Source organism: Microbulbifer pacificus (genome assembly GCF_033723955.1).
GTDB classification, from domain to species: Bacteria; Pseudomonadota; Gammaproteobacteria; order Pseudomonadales; family Cellvibrionaceae; genus Microbulbifer; species Microbulbifer pacificus.
Genome location: NZ_CP137555.1, coordinates 3,509,227 through 3,533,613, shown reverse-complemented (window position 1 = coordinate 3,533,613; position 24,387 = coordinate 3,509,227). Strand labels below are relative to the sequence as shown.

Sequence of the window (24,387 nt, the reverse complement as noted above, 5' to 3'; positions counted from 1 at the left end):
CCCGCCCGGGATTACTTGCCGTCAAGGTACGCATCCGGCTCCCTGCCCCGTGTCGATTCATCGGCACCGGATTTTTCGCGTCCCCTCTCCAGCACTTCCTCACCGGGCAGCTGCATCACCGGGCTTGCGGTGCCCGGTGGCGTTACCGTTTTCAATCCTTTGTAGGGATTCAACGCAGTGTTCTGCGGCGTCACTGGCTCACCGGCCGTAACCCGCTGCAGACCATTGACGATAAGCCGCTCTCCCGGCTGGAGTCCCTGCTCCACGGCCCACAGCTCCCCTTCCCGCTGCCCCAGTTCCAGATAGCGCTTGCGCGCAATATTTTCGCCATCGACCACGTACACGAAGCGCCCCTGCATATCCTCCTGTACCGAGGCCTGGGGGATCAGCGGCTTGATGGCGTCCTTGCCGGAAAAAACACTGATTTCCACCCGTGCAAACTGACCCTGCACCAGCAAATGTTCGGGATTGGGGAAGCGCGCACGCACCAGCGCCGAGCCAGTGGTCTGGTCGATCTGATTGTCGACAAATACGATGATCCCGGGATGGGGATAGAGCTCCCCATTGGGCTGCTTGATACGCACCTCCCGTCGTTCCGGCGCGATCCCCTGTTGGCGGCGTCTCGCCGCCTCTTCCTGCACCACGAACAGACGGTGCTCGGGGACCTCAAAATTCACGAAGATCGGGTCCATGCGCACGACGGATGTCAGCGGATCGGAGTTCGGCCCTACCAGCGAGCCATCGGTAAACTGGCTGCGACCGATGATGCCGGTGAGTGGCGCACGGATCTGGGTGAAACTCAGGTTGAGTTCGGCCGTATCGACATTCGCCTTCATCGCCTCCATCTGCGACTGGGCCGCTTCGTAAGTACCGGCGAGTTCATCCATTTGCACCTTGCTGATGGCGCCGGTGCGCACCAGTTCACTTCCGCGACGGAAATTGCGCTCGGCGATCACCAGCGCAGACTGTGCCTGGGCTAGGTTCGCGCGCTGATTTTCCAGCGCGGCGACAAATGGCCTGGGATCGATCACATAGAGCAGCTCGCCCTCCTGCACCATCTGTCCCTCGACAAAATTGCGGCTCTGGATAAAGCCCTCCACCCGCGGCCTCACCATGAATTCATCGGTGGCCTCGACCCGACCTACATATTCATAGCGGGGAATCACCTGATGCGCGCGCACCGCGAGTACTTCCACCGGTGGCGGCTTGGATGGTGGCGTGTCCTTGCCTTTGTCTGAGCAGGCACTTACGCACACAAAGATGAGCGCCGCAATAAACAGAGCAGAGAACGGCGCAGGAAAATGGGATCTGAACATCAGCTAAAACACACCGCCTTTAGCACTACGACTCATGCTTCAACTATAGATGGCACACCTTGCGAAACCGCACAGCGCGACTAAGCGTGTGCCAAAAGACCGGATAGGCGCGCAAACGGTGAGAAGTCGCTGACCCGCAGGTTAGAAAATATTCGAGCGCTGCGGTGTCCGCGATACACCGGACTAAACTTTGCGCGGGATATCCACGCCCCAGCGCTCGTCATACAAACAGCACCCGGCAGTTGTCAAATACGATGTTAATCGCCTCCAGACGTGAACATTTCAGTGAAGTCGGCAAGCTGGCCGCCATCGCATTTACTGGGCACGGCGTTATTTTCCTGATCAACCTGATCCTGGCGCGCAACCTGTCTGTGGACGAGTACGAAAACTATGTGGTAGCGGTCGCGATATTCCTGCTGATCCTGGCAATCACCTCACAAGGTCTGGACAAATACGCCATCAGAATGATGCCGGCAAAATTTGCCCGCCAGCATCACGGCCACGCAGCACACTATTTTGTGTTCTCCATAACCCGTCTGATCATTGGCTCTATTGTGGTCGCGGCGCTGACGCTGCTGTGGGCGACGGAACTTCGCGAATATTCACCGGATGCCATGAAGGCCATCCATTACGGTCTGTTCGCGTTGCCCCTCGGCGCATTGACCTACTATCTCTGCGCCGTGATCAGCGCCACCGGCGACTGTGTGCGCGCAGCCGCGGTCACCTATCTGGTCGTGCCCACTCTCACCCTGGTGTGTATCGGTGTGGCGCTGCTCACGACGTCACAAAAAAGCGGCGCTCTCGGCATTCTCTGCTGGCTGATTGCCTGGTGCTTTGGGCTGATGCTCGCAATCTACTGGTTGAAGAAGGCGTGGCCATCGCGACCTGCTGCCCGGCCCCCGGAGAAAATTGACTTTTCCTGGCAGCGAGACGTGAGCCCCTTCTGGTTCTATCGCCTGTCCATGGGCATCATTGCGCAGATCGTCATCATCCTGCTCGACTGGCTACAGCCTTCGTCCGCGGCAACTGGTGCCTATGCCGCGGCCCTGTCCACTGCCGGCCTGGCTGCGGTACTGGCGGCGGCAACGAACCGTGTGTATGCGCGGGAAATGTCGATTATCCTGGAAACCGGCGATCATGCCGCACTGCAGCGCTTGCGCATCCAGCGCTTGCAGTGGATGCTGCCTGCGCTGGGACTTTTCCTGGTAATCGCCCTGACCTTCACCGAGGAAATTCTCGGTCTTTTTCACCCGGATTTCGTCACAGAGGGAACCCCCGCCTTCCGCATTCTCGCAATCACCACCTCGGCCACCGTTATCATGGGCGTCGCACCGATTTATCTGAAACACCAGAAGCAGAACCGAATCATCTTTCCCGCTCTGGCACTCGCCGCACTGCTACAGGCCCTGCTACTGCTGATCATGGTTCCCAGGCTGGGAGCGACCGGTGCGGCCGTGGCCTACATGATCTCGATGCTAGGACTGTACGGCTATTTCTCCGTGGCGAGCCACCGCCAAGTTCGCGCCGCCGAAGCCGCACGCAATTAAGTCGCTATATCAAAGGTGCTAGTCATAACAAATCGCCTTGAACCAGCCCGGCGCCCAAATTCACCTTGGCAACTACACTGAAAACAGTTATCTACCGGCTGTATTTCAATGAGCACAGAGTCCCAACAGCATCTGACGCGCACGACCATGATGGGCATGGTCGTCGGCTCGATGGTCGGCGCCGGTATCTTTTCGCTTCCGGCCACCTTTGCCAATGCCACCGGCCCGTTCGGCGCGCTGATCGCGTGGTGCATTGCCGGTACCGGCATGTTGATGCTGGCGTTCGTGTTCCAAAGCCTGGCGGTGCGCAAGCCGGACCTGGATGCCGGTATCTTTACCTACGCCAAAGACGGCTTCGGAAACTACATCGGCTTTATGGCCGCCTTCGGCTTCTGGGCCGGCAGTTGCCTCGGTAATACCACCTATTTCGTGCTGATCAAGTCCACGCTTGGCGCGGCCATACCGGTGTTTGGCGAGGGCAACACCATCCCTGCCGTGGCTTCTTCTTCGGTTATTCTTTGGTCTATCCATTTCATGATTCTGCGCGGGGTCAAGCAGGCCGCAACCATCAACAGAATCGTCACCGTTGCCAAAATCATTCCCATCATCCTGTTCATCATTATTGTGGCGATGGCGTTCAAGAAAGACCTGTTCGTAGACAATTTCTGGGGCGGCGGTGATTACAATTTTTCCGACGTGATGAGCCAGGTGCGCCGCACCATGCTTGTTACGGTGTTTGTTTTTATCGGCGTGGAAGGCGCCAGTGTGTTCTCCCGCTACGCCAAGAACCGCGCGGACGTGGGCTGGGCGACGGTGATGGGATTTATTGGCGTACTGTGCCTGATGATCCTGGTCACTCTGCTGCCCTACGGCGTATTGATGCGTCCGGAAATCGCGTCAATGCGCCAGCCATCCATGGCCGGCGTGCTGCAGGCGGTGGTCGGCACCTGGGGCGCGATATTCGTGAGCGCGGGACTGATCGTTTCCGTACTCGGTGCCTATCTGGCGTGGACGCTGCTGTGTGCGGAAGCATTGTTCACCGCGTCCAAGTACGACCTGGTCCCCAAGGTATTCGGGCACGAAAACCAGAACGGAGTGCCATCCACCGCCCTGTGGCTGACCAACAGCCTGGTGCAAATTTTCCTGATTCTCACCATCTTCGCGCGCTACGCATTCGACCTGACGCTGGAGCTGACCAGTGCCATGACGCTGATCCCGTACCTGCTGGTCGCTGGTTACGGGCTCAAGCTCGCGTTCACCCGCGAGACCTATGAATCCGACCCTGCACGACTGCGCAATCGCGAACTGATCGTTGGCATCATCGCCACGCTGTATACCTTTTTCATGATACTGGCCGGCGGCATGGTGTATGTGTTGCTGGCCTGCATCCTGTTTGCGCCCGGCACCTTGCTGTTCGTAGTTGCGCGGCGGGAACTGAACCTGCGCACATTTACCCGCACAGAGCTGATTCTGTTTTCGGCCATTGTGGTCGGCGCCATCATCGGTATCTACTCACTTGTCACCGGTGCCATTGTTCTCTAGAGAGAGTTTTCCCATGGCTACTTCCAAGTCGAAATCCTCCGCCACGCTCGGCGTGCACTCCGAAGTCGGACAGCTGCGCAAGGTCATGGTATGCGCCCCCAGTCTGGCGCACACCCGCCTGACCCCGACCAATTGCGACGACCTGCTGTTTGACGATGTACTCTGGGTGCAGAATGCCAAGCGCGATCATTTCGACTTCATGAACAAAATGCGCGACTTCGGCGTCGAAGTGGTAGAAATGCACAATCTGCTGACCGAGGCCGTGGCGATTCCGGAAGCACGCAAGTGGCTACTGGATCGAAAGGTGACGCCCAACAATGTGGGGCTCGGCATGATGGAGGACACGCGCGCCTACCTGGAAAGCCTGCAACCGCGCGAACTGGCCGAATATCTCATTGGCGGCCTGTCGGTGATCGACCTACCGGATGAATTCTCCAAATCCGATTACATGGAGCTTGCGCGCGAAGCCCACGGTGCCACCGAATACTTACTACCGCCACTGCCAAACACACTGTATACCCGCGACACCACCTGCTGGCTGTACGGTGGCGTCACCCTGAACCCGCTGTACTGGCCGGCGCGCAAGGAGGAGACGTTCCTCACCACCGCCATCTACAAGTTTCACCCGATGTTTACCAAGGAAAAATTTGAAGTCTGGTGGGGAGACCCGGACAAAAACTTCGGCCTCGCCACGGTGGAGGGGGGCGATGTGATGCCGGTGGGTAACGGTATTGTGCTTATCGGCATGAGCGAACGCACTTCGCGCCAGGGCATTGCCCAACTCGCCACCGCACTGTTCGAAAAAGGAGCGGCGGAGCAGGTGATCGTGGCGGCGATGCCAAAACTGCGCGCGGCCATGCATCTCGATACCGTATTCACCTTCGCCGACCGCGATGTGGTTACGCTGTATCCCGAAATCATGAATCACGTCCACTCGCTGATTCTGCGCCCTGGCGACAGTGGCAAGAATTTGCACGTATCCCTGGAAACGAAACCCTTTGTCGATGTCGTTGCCAAGGCACTGCACCTGAAAAAAATTCGCGTGGTCGAGACCGGCGGCGACCACTACGCGTCGGAACGGCAACAGTGGGACAGCGGCAACAACCTGGTGGCGGCAAAGCCCGGGGTAGTGTTCGCCTACGACCGCAATACCTACACCAATACCCAGCTGCGCAAAGAAGGTATTGAAGTGGTCACCATCGTCGGCGCCGAACTCGGGCGCGGTCGCGGCGGCGGTCACTGCATGACCTGCCCGATCGTGCGCGATCCTGTCGATTTCTGAACAATGGATTGCGGAATTTTTTCATCCCCGTCAATGGGTGCGAGCTGACGGCCCAGCGCCGGCCACCGGCCCACACGAGAAATCTCCACCATGGCAGAGTCGGGTGCCCCTCCCACAATCCGCGAGCCCTCTCTCGCCGATGCGCTGATCCCGCTGCTGACGCTGGCAGTATCCATCGGCGGCGCACTGGCCCTGTTCGGCATGCAGGCGCTGGATGGCCCGATCCAGACGGCGCTGATCGTGTGCTGCATGGTCGCCGCACTGATTGCGCTGAAGAACGGACACTCGTGGGCATCGGTGCAGAAGGCCGGCCAGGGGGCGTTGGCTTCCATCACCAGTGCGATTTTCATTCTGCTCGCGGTGGGCGCCCTGATCGGTACCTGGAACCTGTCGGGCACCATACCCACGCTGGTCTACTACGGTATCCAGGCCCTGTCGCCCACCTGGTATTACGTGGCCAGTGCGGTGATTTGCGGTGTGATTGCCCTGTCCATCGGCAGTTCCTGGACCACCGCCGGCACCATCGGCGTCGGGCTGGTGGGGATCGCCAGCATGCTGGAAGTCTCCACCGCGATTACCGCGGGCGCGGTCATTTCCGGTGCCTACCTCGGCGACAAACTTTCACCGCTGTCGGAGACCACGATTCTCTCCTCGCAGATGGTCAAGGTGAATGTCTACACCCATATCCGCAACCAGTTCTGGACCTCGGTACCGGCGTTTCTGTTTGCCGCGGTGATCTTTACCCTGCTCGGTCTCGGGCGCGTCGATGCCGAGGGGCAGACCGAATTGCAAAAAGTGGTGGAGCTGGATTCGCTCAACGGCATTTACCGGATTACCGCATGGAACCTGTTGCCGCTGTTGCTGCTGGTCGTAATGTCAGTTCGCAAATTTCCCGCGTCAATCTCGCTGCTGCTGTCGGCCATGTTTGCCGGAATCCTGGGTGCCTTTATGCAACCAGCGGTCTATGCCGGATTTGCCGGTGAGGAAAGTCTCGGCATCGGCGGCGCGGTGAAAGCCATCTGGCAGGCAATGGCGAACGGTTTTCGCATGGAATCCGGTGTCGCCGATGTAGACCAGCTGCTGTCCCGGGGCGGCATGTCGAGCATGCTTCACACCCTGTGGCTGATCATGGGGGCGGTCACCTTCGGCGCACTGCTGGATGAATTTGGCCTGATCAAACGACTGATCAACCCGCTGATTTACCGCGCCAAAACCATCGGCGGTCTGTTCCTGACGGTATTTGCCAGTGCCTTTGGCCTCAACGTAGTCGCAGGTGACCAGTACATCGCGCTGGTATTGCCGACCCGTATTTTTCGCGCGGAGTTTGCAAAACGCGGCCTGGCGCCACAAAACCTGTCGCGCCTCGCCGCCGACTGCGGCACGGTGACATCGCCGCTGGTACCCTGGAACTCCTGTGGCGCCTTTATGGCCGCGGTACTCGGGGTGCCAACACTGCTCTACTTGCCATTCTGCCTGTTCAATATCGCGAGCCCGGCACTCAGCGTGCTGTATGGCTACACCGGCTTCAAGCTGGTGAAGCTGGACACGCCGCTCTCTCCAGAGCCGGAGCGCGAAGCCTGAGACGGCCGACGCAATTCCGCACCGCGCCTATCACGCGTATACTGCCGCGATGAAATTTTGCAGCCATTGCGGCCACACCGTCGTATTCGAGATCCCCACCGGGGACGACCGCCCCCGTCACATGTGCCGGGACTGCGGTGCCATTCACTACGTAAACCCCCGCGTGATCGTGGGCACCCTCCCCTACCTGGGCGACCGGGTATTACTGTGTAAACGCGCCATCGAGCCCCGCCACGGTCTGTGGACCCTGCCCGCCGGCTTTATGGAAAACGGCGAGAGCAGCGAACAGGGCGCGGTGCGGGAATCCTGGGAGGAGGCGCGCGCAAAACTGCGCGTGGACGAACTTTTCTCCGTGTACGACATTCCCCACATCAACCAGGTGTACCTGATGTACCGCGGGGAGCTCACCGACACGGACTTCGGTCCGGGGCCGGAATCACTGGAAGTGGAACTGTTTGAAGAGAAAGACATTCCCTGGGACGAGATGGCCTTCCCGGTGATGACCCAGACACTGAAGCACTACTTCCGCGACCGGGAAAAAGGCATATACCAGCTGCACCGCGGGGTGATCGAGCGGAAGCTCTAGGGAATCGCAGAAAAGTGTAGCGAGCGAGTGGCTGGTGGTGGCCGCCGGAGCGGAGGAAGCGGAATGTATAAGTAATACATGAGCATTCCGAGCACCGCCGGTTGCCGCCAGCCGCACGCGCAGTAGCTTTTCAGTGATTACCTAACCGCAGCGGCTATCCAGCCGCCACAAGTCAAACGCAGGTTCTTCATAGGGATGGGCGCGGCGCATGGCGGCGAGCACCTCGTCCACCAGCGCATCCGCACACACGGTTTCCACCCGGTACTCCGCCACCTGTTCGACCTGTCCCTGCTGGCCGATAAACGGCTGACTGCCATCCAACGGGCGGAACTGGCCTGTGCCAAGCACCTGCCAACAGCAGCTGTCGTAATCGCCGATGCGCCCGGCACCGGCGGCAAACAGCGCCTGTTTCACCGCTTCGAGGTGTGACTCGGGGATATACACGCAGAGTTTGAACAAGGCGCTGCTCTCTTAAAAAATATCAGAACAACAGGGTCATCAGTTTGCGCTGGTAGGCGGTTGCCACCGGATCGCCCTTGCCCAGTGCCTTGACGATATCCAGGTACGCCTGCTTCACCGCACCATCCGCATAGCCCATATCCCGGCGCAGAATATTCAGCAGCAACTCCAGTGCCTCTTCGTGGCGCTCGGCCTGACTGTATTGCACGGCCAACTGGTGCGCGGAGTCAAAATCTTCCGGATTGGCTTCCAGCGCCTGCTGCAATGCCTTGATCTCCGGGGATTCCGCCGCCTGCAGTTTAAGCTCCAGCTGTGCCATCAGCTGCTGGTAATCGCCGTCCTGGTCCGCCAGCAATATCTTGCCGAGCACCGCTTCTGCGTCCTTGGTGCGGTTTTTCTCCAGCAGTACCGCGGCGTACTGCTTGGCGATATCCGCGCGCTCGCTGGAGTCGCCGTAGGCCTGGCGCAGAATCGGCAGCGCCTCATCCAGTTCGCCCTCACCGACCAGTTTCTGTGCGCGCTGCAGCTGGATATCCCAGGGCTTGGGCAGGTACTTGTCCAGCATCTCGCGGATCTGTTTTTCCGGTTGGGCACCGGCAAAGCCGTCCACCGGCTGGCCGTCCTTCAGCACCATCACCGTCGGCAGGCTGCGCACCCCCAGCTGTCCTGCCAGCATCTGTTCTGTGTCGGCGTTCAGCTTTGCCAGCAGGAACTGACCGGCGTATTCCCTCGCCAGCTTTTCCAGCACCGGCATCAGCTGCTTGCAGGGTTCACACCAGTCCGCCCACACATCCACCACCACCGGGCGCTTCATGGATTCTTCGATCAAAACCTGCTGGGCATTCTGGGCTGTGACATCAATAATATGTTCGTTCAAAACCAATCCTCATTGAACCGCTCTGTATTTGACGAATGGTACACGCTACTGCACCTGTTCGTTGGGTCGCAGGCATCGAACCTCACGCTCCGCGACGTCGCAATCGTGTAATTACTTACCAGCACGCCGGACTCGTCGCCATATCGCGCGAATGATGAACAGTGTGATCAGCAGCAGCAGAGACCAGGGCAGCAAGTAAGCAACTGCGGTTACCGCATCGGCAACCCCACGGGATAACTTGCTTCCAAATTCTTTGAATGCCGTTTTGATAGGGGACAGGAAGGAACGTTGGGAGTGCGCATGGAAATAAATGGTGACCAGATCCATTTCGACACGTTGTAACAATTTCTGCCGCTGTCCGCTCGCCAACTCCAGATCTGACTGAACCTTGGCCATCTCACCGGCCAGTTTGATCAATGCATCCACGTCATTGTTGGGCTTGCCACTCAGAACCTCCAGGCGATCCCGGTAATTCTTCAACAACTCAAGCCTTTTCTGGTTGTCGACGATGGCATCGCCCAAGTCCTCGACCGATGTGGCCTTACTGGTAACTTCGCCTGAGCCCGATACGAGCTCCAGCAACTCGGCAACGCCTTCCGGCACAATACGCAGCTCTAAGCGTGCACTGACGTAATTATCGGTCTCCAACTGGCTCTGCAACATGGTGCAACGAAAACGCTCTGCCGCGCTGCACCAATCCAGAATCTGGTTATAGTGCTTCTCCAGCTGCGCAGAGGGCAACGCAATAGATAAGCGATGTGTATAAGCGAGGTATTGTTCACGCTGCCGCTGCGCCATTTCCGCGGCTTTCATCGATGCGGGGACAACAATGTCTGCCATTACAGCGGAATCATTAGAACTCCTGCTCGAACAGGAAGCCAACACAGTCAGCAGTAGTACGAAGATCAGTCTCAGAATGGTCATTTTTAGTCTTGGTTTCCGCTGAATATCTGGGCGCATGATACCTGATTGTTCATGTGTGAGTCTGCCCGACGGTTTCAGCGCGCGACTTGCCCTACCTGTATGGAATCACCGGTGTATTCCGTACCCATGGCCTTATGTAGCGGCTGCACCGTCAGCCGATGGTTGCCCAACTGGATATCCGGGTGTAGGTAAGGCTCAAACGGCTCTGTGTCTTCCCCACCCTGTAGCCACCGCTCGACAAACTCCCCGTCTTTTGGCGCGATCATGGGGAAGCTTTTCTCGTGATATTTTGCGGTGCTCGGGTGCGCCGCCAGCGTAATGATGGAACAACTCAGCAGATCGCCCCAGGTTTTGTACAGGCCGCAGAAAAAGAACGGTTCACCGAAACTGAACTCCACCGGATTCTTGCCGTGCTGGCTCTCCACCCAGGCGGTGGCGGGGATCAGGCAGCGGGATTTGCGGTATTCCGGGCGCTGCGGCAGCTTTTGCCAGTTGCTGTTGATAGACCAGTACTTTTTATGCGGTTTCCACTGGTCACCACTCTTTTCCAGGTACAGATGCCAGATGGCATTTTCCACTTCCGGCTGGCCGTGGCGCGCAGTGACAATACTTACCAGGGTGGTGGGGCGCCGGCGGCGCCCGAACAACATGCGCTGCGGGTGCAGCACACCACACTCTTCCAGAAAGCGCTCTATGCCTGCATCGTCGTTGACGTCAAAGACACTGCACATAGGCTCCGCCATACATTGCCACGGCAATAATCCCCGCAATTACCAGTTCAGTGACGAGGGCAAGCGGGGAGATGAAAGCAGCCTGGAAAATTTTTCCCAGCGCTCATCCGGTGAATCCGCGCCCTGCTCCACATATTCCGCCACCAGCTGTTTGCCCCAGTTGTAGTTGATCACGTAGGCGCCGTAGGCATCCACGAACCGCACGCGCTGCGCAGCCTTTTCCGGGCTCATGGCAGTGTATTTCTGGAAGCGGGCGATGGCCTCCTCGCGGTTTATGTCGCCGTCGATATATTCCCGCGCAACGATATTTTCCGCGAACTTGAGTTTCCCCAGCAGATCCAGTACCCGCTGGTATTTTTCTGCACCGGCGGGATCGAGACCGGCGAGCGGGTACAGGGTCTCCTGCTCAAAACGCGTTTTTTCATCGCCGGGAAATGCGAGGTCGATTCCGTAGTTGGCGCTGCCTTCGGCGATCAGGGATTGCGGGCTGAACAATGGGTACACGCTGTACTCCACCCAGCCGCGATCCTTCACCAGCTTTTGCTCCAGCAGTGCATTGTAGGTGTGGTGACCCGGATAACCCTCGTGGCAGCCGAGATCCACGGCGCGGTCGATATAGATGGGAAGTTCGGTGTTGATCTGGATCAGGCTGTGGGCATCGCCCTGGTACCAGTTGTAGCCACTCCAGGGTTTGTCCTGTACGTATTCGAGCCGGAAGCTCTCGTTTTGCGGCAACTGGATATGCGCCTTGGTGCGTTTTTTACACTCGTCGATGGCGGCGTTGAACACCGCATCCAGCCGGTCTTCCGGAATCCGATACTGTTGCTGGAATTGCTGCACGCGAATATGCAGCGGTTCGCTTCCCGGTAGCTCTTTTTCCAGCGCCGCCAGTTCCTTATCAAATTCCGCATAATGCTGTACCGGCGGTTCGGTGTCGTAAAGATCGTTGGCCTCGCGCTGGAAATTTCGGTAACTAGCATCGGCGAGCTGGTGGGCATGGGCCACCACCGCACCGAGCTGGGTCTTCAGGTAGTGCTGGCGCAGCGTCTGCAGGTCGCTCGCCGGCTCGATGGTTTCCGGTAGTTTGGCCAGCAGCAATTCCGCGCGGCTGGCGAGTTCCGCCGGTGAGGCCTGATCCGCTTCCGCTTCCTCCTTCCACGCCGCGGGGCCGTAGTAGGCATCCACATAGCTTTTATCGTGTTTACCCAGGGTCAGCACCAGGCGCACGTAATCTTCCGCCAACTGGTCCAGCGCGGTATCGTCTACCGGAGTTTCCGGCGTCGCTTTCGCCACTGACGGTGAAGTTTCGCTTGAAGACGGAGCCTGGGTATTTTCCGTCTTGCGGGCATCACAACCCGCCTGTATCGCAACAAGCAGGCACATTGCCGCAGAGGTCATTATTTTTTTCACGCACATTCTTCCGGTTGAAAATTCTTGAGAGAGTTTAACTTCATCGCCGACGATCATAGTCGATTCAGGGTTTCACGCCGATCTCTGGTGGCAGACGCGCCAGCGCCTGTTTGATCCACTCCAGAAACAGCTGCACCTTGCGCGTGCGGTGCATATCCCGGTGCGTCACCAACCACAAGTTGGTACGCCACTCCTCCGGCGGCTCGATCATACGCCGCAGTCCCGGACGCGCTTCCGCGCACCAGCTGTGCAGGGCGGCGATTCCCACGCCGCTGCGCGCGGCATCCTCGAACCCGGAAAATTCATTGCAGCGGAACACGACCTGCTCTTCCGGCACCCGCTTGGCAATCCAGTCCAGGCTGGGGATGAAATCGTACGCCTCCACCGGTGCGATAAAGCGGTGGCCGGACAGATCGTCGCGACTTGTCAGCGGCCCGCACTCGCGGATATAGGCATCGGAGGCGTACAGGGAGTTCTGCAGTGTGATGCCCGGCTGCACCACGTAGTCCGGCTCGCTGGGCCTGGCACCCGGGCGGATGCCGATATGCGCCTCGCCGTGTTCCAGTCGCAGGTGGCGCCGGTCCGCCACCAGCTGTAGTTGCACCTGCGGGTTCTGCACCTGAAATTCACGCATGATGGGCATCAGCTGCGGGATCAGGGTGTTGACGGTAGTAATGATGAGTGTGCCGTGCAGCGCTTCATCCACCCCCTGCATCTTACCCACCAGCAGGTCCAGTTGATCCTGCATGTTTTCCGCGGCACGCACCAGGATCTGCCCGGCCTCGGTAGGCACGTAGCCACGGGGATGACGAATGAACAGACGGGTTTTTAATGCCTTCTCCAGCGCATCGATACGCCGCAGCACGGTGGAATGGGAAACCTCCAGCTCCAGTGCCGCACCCGACAGGGTGCCAGCGCGTGCGACCGCCAACGCATAGTGCAGGTTGTTCCAGTCCTTGACCGAACTGCCGGACATGCAAGTCTCCCGTTATTTGAACTGACAAGCGGACGCAAAAGCTGACCAATCAGACTCTAACGTTCATAGACCATCTGTGCAAATACGCACAGAAACATTGCAGGTATAGCATTTCTGCTCGCGGTCACATTTGCCAGAATGCGCCATCAACGATACCGGCCCTCCCCCGAAAGACGGGGCGGCCCGCCACAAACACCGCCCGCCAAAAACACCAGAGGTACGATCATGAACAACAACCGCAAACCCCGCCTGCTGGCGCTCGCCGGTAGCCTGCGCCAGGATTCCTGGAACCGCCTGCTGGCTTCCGCCGCCGCGCAAATGGCGCGAGATGCCGGCGCCGAAGTGGTGGAAGTGAACCTGCGCGATTTCCCCCTGCCCCTGTTCGACGAAGACATCGAAGCCGCCGGCCTGCCCGAGCAGGTCAGCCGCCTGAAGGACCTGTTTGCCAGCGCCGACGGCCTGCTGATTGCGAGCCCCGAGTACAACGGTTCGGTCACCGCCGCGTTGAAAAACCTGATCGACTGGGTATCCCGACCGGATGGCCAGTACGGCCGCGCCGAAGTTTTCCAGGGCCGTCGCGCCGCACTGTTCGCCACCTCACCGGGCGGCCTCGGCGGCATGCGCGGACTCAATCACCTGCGGGATATCCTGCAGCCACTGGGTACCTGGATTGCCCCCACCATGCTGGCCGTTCCGGAATCCATGAATATTTTCGATGCCGAGGGAAACCTGGTGGACGATGGCGCAAGGAATCAGCTGCGCGCGCTGGTGGAACAGACCCTGGCCGCCATTGCGGTGTGAGCCAGCGCCTGTCTGGACGGCGGTTCGAGCGCCGGTAAATCCGGGTGAGGGCAACTGCCCTCACCTCAACTTTCCTGTTCGTATCGCTGCCAGTATTTCTGCATCTTCAGGAACAGGAAGGACGCGGTCCAGGTGATCAACACCAAACCGGTAAGGGCCTCAAGGCCGGCGGTAAAACGCAGCTCGCCGTGGGGCTCGACATCGCCAAAACCGAGGGAGGTGTAGGTGGTGAAGGAAAAGTACGCACAGTCGATCAGGGTACCGTTGAAATTACCCGTCAGGGTGCCGAAGAACGGCGAGCTGTACATAAAGTAATAGCCAAACGCGAACATCCAGATCTCGGCGACGTGTCCGATCAGCGCTCCGAATACCCCCATCAAAACCCCGAGGTTGCGCCGCAACTGCAGCTTGTGCCCCAGCTTGAACAGGCCGTTCAGCACCTCGTGGTGAATCACGACAGCGCAGGCGACCAGTAGGCTGTTGATCAGGAATGTCATCAACATATCAGTGAAGTTCTGGTTAACGTCGCTTCTGGAAAAAATCCCTTACCAGTGTGCCGGCCTCGTCCTGCATGACCCCGCCTTCCACCTGGATTTTGTGATTGAAAAACGTCTGTTCCGCCAACTGTAACTGGCTCACCACCACACCGGCGCGAGGTTCCGCGGCGCCGTAGACCAGGCGCGCAATACGCGCGTGTACCAGGGTGCCGAAGCACATGGTGCAGGGCTCAATGGTGACGTACAGGGTGGCGCCGGGCAGGCGGTAGTTGTTCATGTGCGTGGCGGCGGCACGCAGTGCAACCACTTCGGCATGGGCACTGGGGTCCGATGCGGTAATCGGCTGATTGAAGCCCTCACCAATGACTTCCCCGTCCAATACCACCAGCGCACCGACCGGTACCTCTCCCAGTTCGGCAGCTCTGGCCGCAAGCCCCAACGCCTGCTGCATGAACATGTAATCCCGCGGTGTCGCCAAGTTTACGGCCCTTAGTTGTTACGCGATTGTTGTTACGCGACTCAGTACGCAATGTTATGGATGTTTATTCGCTTGCGCTCGCCGGTTTGACGAAGCGCCGCAACAGAAAGTCCGCCTCCAGGTGCAGGTAATTCTGCTGCTCCAGCAACTCACGCGCCTCACTGCGTCCCTTCCAGGCGAAGGGGGTCATCGCCAGGAAATTCCTGACCGCTTCATTGGTTTCAATATTCAGCGGGAAGACCAAGCGCAACTCACTGGCGAGTTCAAGCCCCGGCACCGGCGCGGGTGCCGTGTGCTGCTGCGGGGTGTCGTACAGACGGGTTTTCAGGCTCCACAGGTGCTCGGGGCCCGGCGCAACATCCAGCAGACTGGCGCCGGGCTTCAGTACCCGCACCAGTTCTTCCGCCGGCCCCGGCGCAAATACCCGCAGCAGCGCATCGACACTGTCATCTGCCACCGGCAGATGGAAGCTGCTGGCCACGGCAAAGTTTGCCTGGGACTGTTTTTTTGCCGCCAGCCGCACACCGGCCTTGGCGATATCTACACCGTAGATATTCGACGGGGACCAGCCGCGTTCCGCCAGCTTGCGTGCGTAATAGCCTTCACCACAACCGAGATCCAGCAGTACCGGATTCTCGCCCTGCGCGTTTAGTAGGAGTTGCGCGCAGATGGCCTGAGCCAGCGGGCCGTAATATCCGGCCTCGAGGAAGTGCCGACGCGCGCCGAGCATTTCCGCGGAATCTCCCGGCTCGCGGCTGTGTTTCTGCTGCACCGGCAGCAGGTTTACGTAGCCCTCTTTCGCGCGGTCGAAACTGTGGCCGTTACTGCAACGCCAGCTTTGGCTTTCGAGCGTCAAGGGGTGATTGCAATGAGGGCACTGCCAGATCATGCGCTTTCGCTGATTTCCTGTGTTTTCTGCACGGCGGGTTTGTTCAGGATCATTTCCGCCGCTTTTTCGGCGATGGCAATCACCGGTGCATTGGTGTTGCCGCTGATGAGGGTGGGCATTATGGAGGCATCCACTACCCGCAGTCCATCCACGCCCCGCACTCGCAGCTGGCTATCCACCACCGCAAAATCATCGTCCCCCATTTTGCAGGTACCCACGGGGTGGTAGATGGTCTCGGCATTCTGGCGAATGAAATTCGCAATCGCGTCTCGGTCGGTCAGCATTTCTGCCGGCGCCCACCAGCGTTTCTGCAGTGTTTTCAGCGCGGACTGGCCAATGATGTCGCGGGCCATCTCAAACCCCTCGATCAATACCTGGAGGTCGTGTGGATCGTCGAGATAGTTGGGCTGGATCAGTGGCGGTGCCTTGGGATCGCGGGAGGCAAGCGCAATATGGCCGCGGCTTTTCGGCCTCAGTGCGCAGGCGTGCAGGGTGTAACCGTTGCCGGCTTTTTTTTCCAGGCCGTGTTTGAACAGCGGCGCGGCGCTTAAGTGAAACTGGATATCCGGGTTCTCGACCGCGAGGCTGGAACTGGCAAAGCCGCCGGCTTCCGCCACGTTGTTGGTGAGCATGCCGCGATTGAGCAGCAGGTATTCCGGCAGGCGCATGGCGGTGGCGAGTTTGGGAAAAAAGGCATCGTTGAAGCCCACCGCGCGATCGGTCTCCACCACCTGGGAAATATCCAGATGGTCCTGCAAGTTCTGGCCGACGCCAGGCAGGTGGCACTGGGGCAAGATGCCCATTTTTTTCAGTTCTGCCTCGGGGCCGATACCGGAGAGCATCAGTAGCTGTGGCGACTGGATAGCGCCGGCACAGAGGATGATTTCCTTGTTGGCAATAATGCGGTGGCCATTTTGCAGGGTCACTGCACTCACCCGGCTGCCCTTGAAATCGAGCCCCGCCACCTCTGCGCTGGTAAATATACTGAGGTTGGGACGATTCTTTACCGGGTAAAGATAGGCAGTGGCGGCAGAGCAGCGCCGGCCCAATTTCTGCGTGACCTGATAGAAACCCACGCCGTTCTGCTGGTAGCCGTTGAAATCGTGGTTGGAGCGGTAACCGGCCTCCAGCCCGGCCTGCACGAAAGCGCGCCCGGCGGCCGATTTCCATTTGAGGTCCGAAACGGTGAGCGGACCGTAACCACTGTGATAGGCGTCGCTGCCACGCTGGTTGCCTTCCGCCAGCAGGAAGTACGGCAGCATGCCGGACCAGCCCCAACCGGGATTGCCGGCCCGTTCCCAGGCGTCGTAATCCCCGGGGTTGCCGCGGGTATAGATCATGGCGTTGATGGCACTGCTGCCACCCAGCACCCTACCCCGCGGCCAGAACAGGCGGCGATTGTCGAGGTTGGGTTGGGGTTCGGTATAGAAGTGCCTGTTGAAGCGCTTGCCCGGCAGCAGGTAGCCGATACCTGCGGGCATCTGGATCAACAGGTTGTGATCGGAGGGACCGGCTTCCAGCAGGCACACACGATTCTGTTCGTCTTCGCTCAGGCGGTTGGCCAGCACACAACCCGCGGAGCCCGCCCCCACAATCACATAGTCGTAGACCCGACTTTTACCCATACCCGCCTCCAGTCCATTGTTCTGATCATCGCTGGTAGTGGATGATCAGAACATTCTAGCCAAGGCGGCAGGTCGAGAGAGTGACTTAATTTGCACTCAGGCTGGCCGAAGGTTCCAGCATCACTTCGCGGCTGGCGCGCTGGCCGTCGGCGCTCTTTGCGCGCAGGGACTGGATCGCCTGCGGGGCTATGCCCTCGCTGAGGGGCTGCCACTGCTCGCCATCAAAGTATTCCAGTGCCAGGCCCGGATACGGCAGTGCGGTTTTCACGCGATCGCCGGCTACCAGCGCACCGGGCACCGGTACGCGATAGCCAATGCCTGCGCGATCCAGCTTCAGCAGCTCTTTGTTGCCGAGTGCCGCAGAGAAACCGGCCCAGTCGCGCGCGAGCGCCTGCTTGTCCACAAAGGTCGTTTCCGCGGAGAACTTCTGCCCCTGTTGCAGCGGCAGCTCCCAGCTCGCCTGGTGCCAGGCCCGCTCCGCCAGTGCCAGCAGGCGCGGGAATACCTGGTACTCCACCGCTTCATCGGTGCGCACAACTTCGCTCCACAGCTGCCCCTGGATGCCGCGCACACTGTCGGCAAATTCCGGGGCCGGCGAGGTGGCGCTCCAGCCGTGGCCGTCGCGGTTGGGGTAGATTTCCGCCTGTTGCGCAGTGTTCAGCGGCGCGTAACTAAAGGTCTTGCGCACATCGGTATAGCGGGAGGCCCAGTAATAACCGCGCTCCGCCGGGTCCACTTCCTGGGGCATATCAAAGTAGAGGTAGTCGGAGTGAGACTGCACCAGGTCAAAACCGGTTTCGGCAAAGTGCGCGCTCTCATCGCCGCCGCCCCAGAACAGCGGCGCCCAGGAATTCACAAAGTTGTGTTCGGTCGCCAGTTCCTCGCTGGCGTTGCCGATTTTTTTCACGCCGTCGTTCCACGCGGCCATGGTGGGAATTCCCGCCTCAGCCACCAGTTTGCTCACGCGCTTGGCATAGAGTTCGCCCAGCTCGTCAAGGGCTTTCACTTCGCCGCCGGCAATCAGTTTCTGGCACTGGGGCGAGTTGCTCCAGGGCTTGCTGCGCTTGTCGGCGCTGGTATCGCCTTTCTCAGGGTCATTACCCGGACCCACTTCAAACGCGTCGGAGGCGAGGATGTTGATCGCCTCGTCGCCACCGAAATGCCAGCTTTGCAGCGGCACGCCGGCGGTGTCGTGCATGGCCTTCACCTCGCGGATCAGCTTGCCGACAAAGTTGTAGGTGGAATCCACGCAGGGGTTGATATAGCTGTCGTCGTAGAACTGCACCGACAGGTACCGGGTATCGTCCTCGGGGTCGATCAGTCGGTAGGCCTCCGCCGCGGCGAGGTCGGTATCTTTCAGCTTGCGGTAACGCGCTTCCATCGCCACCACGGCAGAGCGGGCGTGGGCGGGCATATCAAATTCCGGCACCACTTCGATATGGCGGTCGGCGGCGTAGCGCAGGATTTCCACATAGTCGTCGACGCTGAAGTAGCCGGAACCGAAGTTGTCGGCATTGGGGCCGGACCCCAGCTGCGGCAACAGACATTTGTTCTCTGCCAGATCGAAGCAGCGCTGGCTGCCGACCTCGGTGAGTTCCGGCAGGCCGGGGATTTCCAGGCGCCAGCCCTCATCGTCAGACAGATGGAAATGGAAGCGGTTGAGTTTGTACGCCGCCATCTGCCCCAGCAACTTCAGCACCACTTCCTTGCTGTGAAAATTGCGCCCGACATCCAGGAACATGCCGCGGTGCGGGAAGCGCGGTGCGTCCTCCACCTTCACCTGCGGCAGGCTGTTGCTGTTGAGATCAACCAGCGCGATCAGGGACTGCACGCCGTAGAAGGCACCGGCCGCGTCGGCACCGGTTACCTGGGCGCCATCGGCGCTCACCACCAGGCGATAGGCGCCTGCAGATTTATCCGCAAACGTCGATTTGTCCACGGCGATCTGCACCGGATAGGCATCATCCCCTTTTGCGGCCAGGCCCAGTTGCGACAGGCGCTGCTCCAGCGCACTCACACTGCCTTCGGCAAGACCAGTCGCTTCTAGCGCCACGCCCGCGCCCAGCGCCACGGGGGCACCGGCAAGTATCTCGGTGGAGAGCGGCTGCGGAATGATTCGGCCGCGCCAGCTCTGGTCCTCCGCGCTTGCGATGGCGTCGTCCGCAGTAAAGCGGGTAAAGCGGGTGGCCGCGGTAGCCAGCACATTGGCGTCGTCTGCCGCCCGTTTCCAGTTGTTCGGGTCGTTCTTGTTGATCGGCAGCGCGATGTCGCTCAGGTCGTCGGTATCCGTAGACTCGATCACCCGCGCCTCGCCTTCCGCATCCACCACGAACAGGCGCGGCTGGAAGTCGGACGCAAACTGCATCCAGCTCTCCGCGAGCATATCCAGGGCCAGGGTCTCGCCACTGGCGATACCGGCAAACTGCTCGGTGGGGATCAGGCGGTGCAGGTCACCATTGACCCGCTCCAGGGTAAAGGCATCGCTATTGGTCAGCGCCAGTGAGCGGCGCACGCTGTGGAAATAAAGCACCCAGTCCCGCTCATTGGCGGCGATCGCCGGGCCGTTGTTGATCAGGCTGATGCGGTATGTGGAACAGGTGGCGCCACTGCCCCCGGCTTGCTTGCACAGCCCGCGCACCGATTTGTCCACGCCCTGGAAATTGGTCAGCACCTCCTGGGTCACCGAGAAATTGGCGGCAATGCGCTCGGGCGCAGAGATAGCGGCCGCGGCAGAATGTTCTGCCACACCCGGTGCGGTCGCGGACTCGGGGTCGGAACAGGAGGCGATAAAGGCCGACAGGGCCAGACTGGCAAAGAGGGGAAGCCGATTCATGGGTCTTCTCTTTATGATGGGTGGTGCTCTATTGATTTTGTTAAGGCGCAGACGCAGTGAACAGACACCGGTCAAGCGTCCACCATAGCGAAAAAGACAACGCTGTCAACAAATTCACGGGGCCGGAAAGTAAAACCACAACAAGACCAAATATCCGCCAATGGTCATATGACCACTGAACCACAGCTGCGGCTAGTGATCGAACTTCCCGATTACTAGACAAAGTTTTTATAAGGCGCAGATTTCCTTGGGGAAATTGGTATTAAAAAACATTGGCGGAAACCTCCCCGCAGCCCGCGGAAACTCGGCAAAACTCTGTATATCCAGCAACGACGGGGCTCGCGAAGAAGTGACTGCCACCCCACAAATATTCACACCCAGGGTTGGCAAAATGACGGAATCTGTGAGACAAAACGGTTCAGCAAGGGTGAGCCATAATAAATTCAGTGGTTGTTCAGCAACCAACTGATGTAGACAAACGCCCCGGGGTGGAAAGATGGAAACTCGTTGTTCTCGGTTTCGTTCCAACAAGTGCCTAGCCAGCAGCCTGTCTGCCGCGCTCGGGATACTATTGCTTCCCGTATCCGCGAGCCTGCTCGCTGACGACAACATCTTCATTCCCGACTCTTCCAGTGCCCTCAATCTCCAGGCCGACAATGCGTTCTTCATCGACAGCGCGTTTGGCATGGACAATAACGCCCTGTACGAATCCGCCGAAAATCTGCGCAACAACTCCATGGGAATGGTTCAGCGTCGATTGAATCACCAGTGGCTGGAAGTGCTCACCTATCCCGACCAGTCTGAAAATGTCACCGGAAGTCGCGCGATCAATGAAATCCTGAAGATGGGTTTCAAGACCTATATGGAACAGCACAAGCGCGCCAAGCAACACCCGCTGCTGCGCTACACCAATAGCCACGGCAGTATCAACAGCGCACTCGATTACGACTTCCGCCTGTCGGACGACAAATTCTCGATATCCTTCGAGTACGAGTTCTAACGTCAGCTCCTTGCGTCGCTCCTCACTGCGAATTTGCTAGAATCTCCGCCACTTCCTTTTGGCGGAGATTCCCGTGCCCGAAACAGTCAAATCCCCCACCCAGTTCAATCACCTCCCTTACGCCGGAGTACTTCCGCGCCTGATGGCACTCATCTACGACGCCCTGATTGTGGCGGGGTTGTGGATGGTATACGGCTTCTTCGCCATGCTGGTCGCGTCCACCTTCGGGGACCTGCACTGCCAACCGGAGCACCAGGACTACACCCCCTGCGTCGGCGGCCCGCTGTACCAGCTGGGTCTGCTGCTGGTAACTGCAGCTTACTTCCTGTGGTCCTGGCGTGTGGCCGGGCAGACCATCGGCATGCGCGCCTGGCGTCTGATGGTGGCGAACAACAACGGTGTGCAGCTCAGCTGGTACCAGTGCCTGGTGCGGGCGCTGGTGGGCCCGATTTCATTGGCTTGCCTGGGGCTGGGATTTTTCTGGGGTTATCTGCGGATTGATCGCGCCAGCTGGCACGATCTGGCGTCAGACTCCGAGGTTCGGCAACTGCCGAAGAAGAAAAAAGCGAAAAAGCTCTGAAGGGAAATCGATAAACCTGGCGCTGAAGCGGGCGACTAGCGCGCCCGCTTCAGCAGCAACCAGCCGATCAGGAAGCTGGCGATAATCGGTACCAGTACCGCAATGAATGGCGGGAACCCGAACACTACCGACGAGGGCCCGAGCATGTCCTGCAGGGTCTGGAACACGATCCCCACGATTACCCCGGTAAATACCCGCAGACCGGTGGTCACTTCCCGCAGCGGACCAAAGATAAAGGAAATCGCCATCATCACCAGACCGGCGATGGTGAGCGGTTGCAGCACCTTTTTCCAGAACGCCAGCCAGTAACGGGCGGACTCCTCACCCTTGCGATCGAGAAATTTGCCGTAAGACCACAGGTTGCGCGGCGACAGATCCGAAGGCAACGGCACCACCAGCGCGAACAGGTCCGGCGACATATCGGATTCCCAGATGCTCTTCGCCTCCTGGCTGCTACTGGCTCGCTCAGGGGTCAGGCTGGTCTGGCGGCTGTTCTGCAGTTCCCAGTGGCCGCCCTGATAGAGACCGCGCTCGGAAAACACCACCTGCTGCAGCTGGCGGTTGTCATCAAACCGGTAGCGGGTGATACCGAACAGGGTTCCTCCGGGCAGCGCCGCATTGAAATGCACAAACTCCCCGTTTTCGTTAAACCACAACCCCTGCTCCAGACCGGAGTTTTCAAGCTCGCCCTTGGCGATGGCGCGGCGACTCTCCGCGGTCTGGTTGGTAACCGGCACCACCAGCTCCGCCAGTACCAGGCCGAGCACGATCAGCACCATCACCGGTTTCATCACCGCCCAGGCGATGCGACCGATGGACACACCCGAGGCGCGCATGACGGTGAGCTCGCTGGTACCGGCGAGGGTACCGAGCCCCACCATACAACCAACCAGGGCAGAAAAACCCAGCTGACTGTAGACACGCTCAGGCAGTGTCCACAACACATATTCCAGCAGATTAAAAAACTGGTAGTCACCGCCAAGATCGTCGTACTGATCGACAATCGCGGAAATCACATCCAGACCGAGAATCACCATCAACACGGCCAGAATAGCCAGTGTCACGGTGCGGGCAATATAACTATCAAGCCGTGACATCACTGCGTCCCCCGTTACTATCCCCGCTGTCTCCCACCGGACGGTTGCGCGGCTTGCGCAAATTACCGCCACCAAGCAGCAGTAATCCGAGAATCAGAAACGGTGGATGCACCAGCCAGATGGTCCAGGCGTGTTCGATCTTGCCGTCTTCGATGGCACCGCGAACCCCTTGCAGTGCAACGATATAAATAATGTAAAGCAGTATCGCCGGTATCATTTTGGCGTAACGCCCCTGGCGCGGGTTGGTACGACTGAGGGGCACCGCGAGGATCGCCACCACCAGCACTAACACCGGCAGGCTGAAGCGGTAATGCAGATTAACGCGCTCGCGGGGATCGCTACTCTTCCACAGCTCGGCCGTGGTCATGGACTGCAATTTATCGCTGGCCTTGGAACGCAGGCGCGGGATTTCCAACAACACTTCGTAGCTGGAGAACGCCATCTGGCGGTAATCGCTCTGCCCGGGAACCCCCTCATAGCGGTAGCCATCCCGCAGCACCAGGTAACGCAGGCCGGTTTCCGGGTCTATCTGCTGCACGCCCTCCCGCGCCACCGTCACAATCTGGTGGTCCGTCTCGGTCTCGCCGCGCGAGCTTCCCAGCTCCGCGAGAAACACATTGTGCATGGTGGATCGGTCTTCACTCAGGGCTTCGGCGTAGTAAACGGCGCGGTCGCCCTCGGTGCTGACAAATTTTTTCGGCACCAGGTGATCAAATTCATTGCGGGACTTGTCTGCGGTCAGCAGATGGGAGGTGCGCTCGATACCGGTCGGCGTCAGGTACAGGCTCATGGCCGCTACCAATGCCGCCACCAGCAGCGCCACCAGCAGGGTATAGCGCAGCAGCTGGCGCTCGCTGAAGCCACAGGCGTGCAGTACCGTCATCTCGCTTTCAATATAAAGACGCCCGTATGCCAGCAGGATACCGACGAAAAAGCCCAGGGGGATAACCAGTTCGAGAAACCCTGGCAGCTTGAATCCCATCAGTGAAAAAAGGATACCTGCCGACAGGTCCCCGGCGGCGGCCTCCGCCAGATATTTGACAAAACGGCCGCTCATCACCATCAGCAGCAGCACCGCGCTGACGGCCAGTGTTGCGCCGAGCAGCTCGCGACAGAGGTAACGAAAAATAATCACTGAACGACCAGCTTCCCTGATTGCACTTACTTTGAAGAAACGGCGAATTGGAAATCGAGAATCCGATTATTGGATACTCAGGTGACGGATAGGACACCCGATCAAGCAATCCGATCCTTCTCGGGTTAAACTTGCGGGGCGCATTATCACCAAAAAGCCCGGCCATGTCTCGGCCTGGCAGGGCCCGGCCCCACCGCACCCCGCCCGCTCGCAACGTCTTG

At 59.3% G+C, this 24,387-nt stretch carries 22 protein-coding genes; 8 read left to right on the top strand and 14 right to left on the bottom strand.

Annotated features, from left to right (window positions below; translation table 11 throughout):
• Positions 1-11: 11 nt before the first annotated feature.
• Positions 12-1,316, bottom strand: coding sequence for an efflux RND transporter periplasmic adaptor subunit (locus R5R33_RS15040; protein ID WP_318953517.1), 1,305 nt, complete (start codon positions 1,314-1,316; stop codon positions 12-14).
• Positions 1,317-1,570: 254 nt separating this feature from the next.
• Here R5R33_RS15040 and R5R33_RS15035 point away from each other — a divergent pair, with 254 nt between their 5' ends.
• The 5 genes from R5R33_RS15035 to R5R33_RS15015 all read left to right on the top strand — a co-directional run bounded on the left by R5R33_RS15035 (position 1,571) and on the right by R5R33_RS15015 (position 7,854).
• Positions 1,571-2,863 (top strand): lipopolysaccharide biosynthesis protein, encoded by a 1,293-nt coding sequence (locus tag R5R33_RS15035; RefSeq protein ID WP_318953516.1) that lies wholly within the window; start codon positions 1,571-1,573, stop codon positions 2,861-2,863.
• A gap of 108 nt (positions 2,864-2,971) precedes the next feature.
• Positions 2,972-4,405, top strand: coding sequence for a basic amino acid/polyamine antiporter (locus tag R5R33_RS15030; RefSeq protein ID WP_318953515.1), 1,434 nt, complete (start codon positions 2,972-2,974; stop codon positions 4,403-4,405).
• A 13-nt stretch (positions 4,406-4,418) separates the two neighbouring features.
• Positions 4,419-5,687: an arginine deiminase gene (gene arcA / locus R5R33_RS15025; RefSeq protein WP_318953514.1), complete on the top strand. Its 1,269-nt coding sequence runs from the start codon at positions 4,419-4,421 to the stop codon at positions 5,685-5,687.
• Between the two features lie 90 nt (positions 5,688-5,777).
• Complete coding sequence (gene nhaC / locus R5R33_RS15020; protein WP_318953513.1) at positions 5,778-7,268, top strand: Na+/H+ antiporter NhaC; 1,491 nt, start codon at positions 5,778-5,780, stop codon at positions 7,266-7,268.
• Between the two features lie 49 nt (positions 7,269-7,317).
• Entirely contained in the window at positions 7,318-7,854 is a 537-nt protein-coding gene (locus R5R33_RS15015) for an NUDIX hydrolase (protein WP_318953512.1), read from the top strand.
• 141 nt (positions 7,855-7,995) lie between these two features.
• Here the strand turns inward: R5R33_RS15015 and R5R33_RS15010 are convergent, their stop codons facing one another.
• The 6 genes from R5R33_RS15010 to R5R33_RS14985 all read right to left on the bottom strand — a co-directional run bounded on the left by R5R33_RS15010 (position 7,996) and on the right by R5R33_RS14985 (position 13,231).
• Positions 7,996-8,313: a Nif3-like dinuclear metal center hexameric protein gene (locus R5R33_RS15010; RefSeq protein WP_318953511.1), complete on the bottom strand. Its 318-nt coding sequence runs from the start codon at positions 8,311-8,313 to the stop codon at positions 7,996-7,998.
• 22 nt (positions 8,314-8,335) lie between these two features.
• Complete coding sequence (gene trxA, locus R5R33_RS15005) at positions 8,336-9,190, bottom strand: thioredoxin (protein ID WP_318953510.1); 855 nt, start codon at positions 9,188-9,190, stop codon at positions 8,336-8,338.
• Between the two features lie 111 nt (positions 9,191-9,301).
• Positions 9,302-10,030 (bottom strand): DUF4349 domain-containing protein, encoded by a 729-nt coding sequence (locus tag R5R33_RS15000; protein ID WP_318953509.1) that lies wholly within the window; start codon positions 10,028-10,030, stop codon positions 9,302-9,304.
• Between the two features lie 158 nt (positions 10,031-10,188).
• Positions 10,189-10,845, bottom strand: a complete 657-nt coding sequence (locus tag R5R33_RS14995) for an SOS response-associated peptidase family protein (RefSeq protein ID WP_318953508.1) — start codon at positions 10,843-10,845, stop codon at positions 10,189-10,191.
• Positions 10,846-10,884: 39 nt separating this feature from the next.
• Complete coding sequence (locus R5R33_RS14990) at positions 10,885-12,255, bottom strand: hypothetical protein (RefSeq protein WP_318953507.1); 1,371 nt, start codon at positions 12,253-12,255, stop codon at positions 10,885-10,887.
• Positions 12,256-12,319: 64 nt separating this feature from the next.
• Positions 12,320-13,231: a LysR family transcriptional regulator gene (locus tag R5R33_RS14985; protein ID WP_318953506.1), complete on the bottom strand. Its 912-nt coding sequence runs from the start codon at positions 13,229-13,231 to the stop codon at positions 12,320-12,322.
• A 225-nt stretch (positions 13,232-13,456) separates the two neighbouring features.
• Here R5R33_RS14985 and R5R33_RS14980 point away from each other — a divergent pair, with 225 nt between their 5' ends.
• Positions 13,457-14,032: an NADPH-dependent FMN reductase gene (locus tag R5R33_RS14980; protein ID WP_318953505.1), complete on the top strand. Its 576-nt coding sequence runs from the start codon at positions 13,457-13,459 to the stop codon at positions 14,030-14,032.
• 65 nt (positions 14,033-14,097) lie between these two features.
• Here the strand turns inward: R5R33_RS14980 and R5R33_RS14975 are convergent, their stop codons facing one another.
• The 5 genes from R5R33_RS14975 to R5R33_RS14955 all read right to left on the bottom strand — a co-directional run bounded on the left by R5R33_RS14975 (position 14,098) and on the right by R5R33_RS14955 (position 20,354).
• Complete coding sequence (locus R5R33_RS14975) at positions 14,098-14,535, bottom strand: potassium channel family protein (RefSeq protein ID WP_318953504.1); 438 nt, start codon at positions 14,533-14,535, stop codon at positions 14,098-14,100.
• Between the two features lie 16 nt (positions 14,536-14,551).
• The gene (tadA, locus tag R5R33_RS14970) at positions 14,552-15,007 is read right to left on the bottom strand and encodes a tRNA adenosine(34) deaminase TadA (protein ID WP_449843686.1); all 456 of its coding nucleotides are present in this window, start codon (positions 15,005-15,007) and stop codon (positions 14,552-14,554) included.
• Positions 15,008-15,071: 64 nt separating this feature from the next.
• Positions 15,072-15,896: a 23S rRNA (guanine(745)-N(1))-methyltransferase gene (gene rlmA, locus R5R33_RS14965; protein ID WP_404810370.1), complete on the bottom strand. Its 825-nt coding sequence runs from the start codon at positions 15,894-15,896 to the stop codon at positions 15,072-15,074.
• Positions 15,893-17,521: a GMC family oxidoreductase gene (locus tag R5R33_RS14960; RefSeq protein ID WP_318953502.1), complete on the bottom strand. Its 1,629-nt coding sequence runs from the start codon at positions 17,519-17,521 to the stop codon at positions 15,893-15,895. Before R5R33_RS14960 ends, rlmA begins: the two co-directional genes overlap by 4 nt.
• A gap of 85 nt (positions 17,522-17,606) precedes the next feature.
• Entirely contained in the window at positions 17,607-20,354 is a 2,748-nt protein-coding gene (locus tag R5R33_RS14955; protein ID WP_318953501.1) for a family 20 glycosylhydrolase, read from the bottom strand.
• 571 nt (positions 20,355-20,925) lie between these two features.
• Between R5R33_RS14955 and R5R33_RS14950 the strand changes: the two genes are divergently transcribed.
• A complete protein-coding gene (locus tag R5R33_RS14950) occupies positions 20,926-21,354 on the top strand; it encodes a hypothetical protein (protein WP_318953500.1) in 429 nt (142 codons plus the stop codon).
• 73 nt (positions 21,355-21,427) lie between these two features.
• Entirely contained in the window at positions 21,428-21,934 is a 507-nt protein-coding gene (locus R5R33_RS14945; protein WP_318953499.1) for an RDD family protein, read from the top strand.
• A gap of 35 nt (positions 21,935-21,969) precedes the next feature.
• On the opposite strand, the gene lptG is transcribed toward R5R33_RS14945, so the two are convergent.
• Entirely contained in the window at positions 21,970-23,031 is a 1,062-nt protein-coding gene (gene lptG / locus R5R33_RS14940) for an LPS export ABC transporter permease LptG (protein ID WP_318953498.1), read from the bottom strand.
• The gene (lptF, locus tag R5R33_RS14935; RefSeq protein WP_318953497.1) at positions 23,018-24,166 is read right to left on the bottom strand and encodes an LPS export ABC transporter permease LptF; all 1,149 of its coding nucleotides are present in this window, start codon (positions 24,164-24,166) and stop codon (positions 23,018-23,020) included. The genes lptG and lptF overlap by 14 nt, the downstream gene beginning before the upstream one ends.
• Positions 24,167-24,387 lie beyond the last annotated feature (221 nt).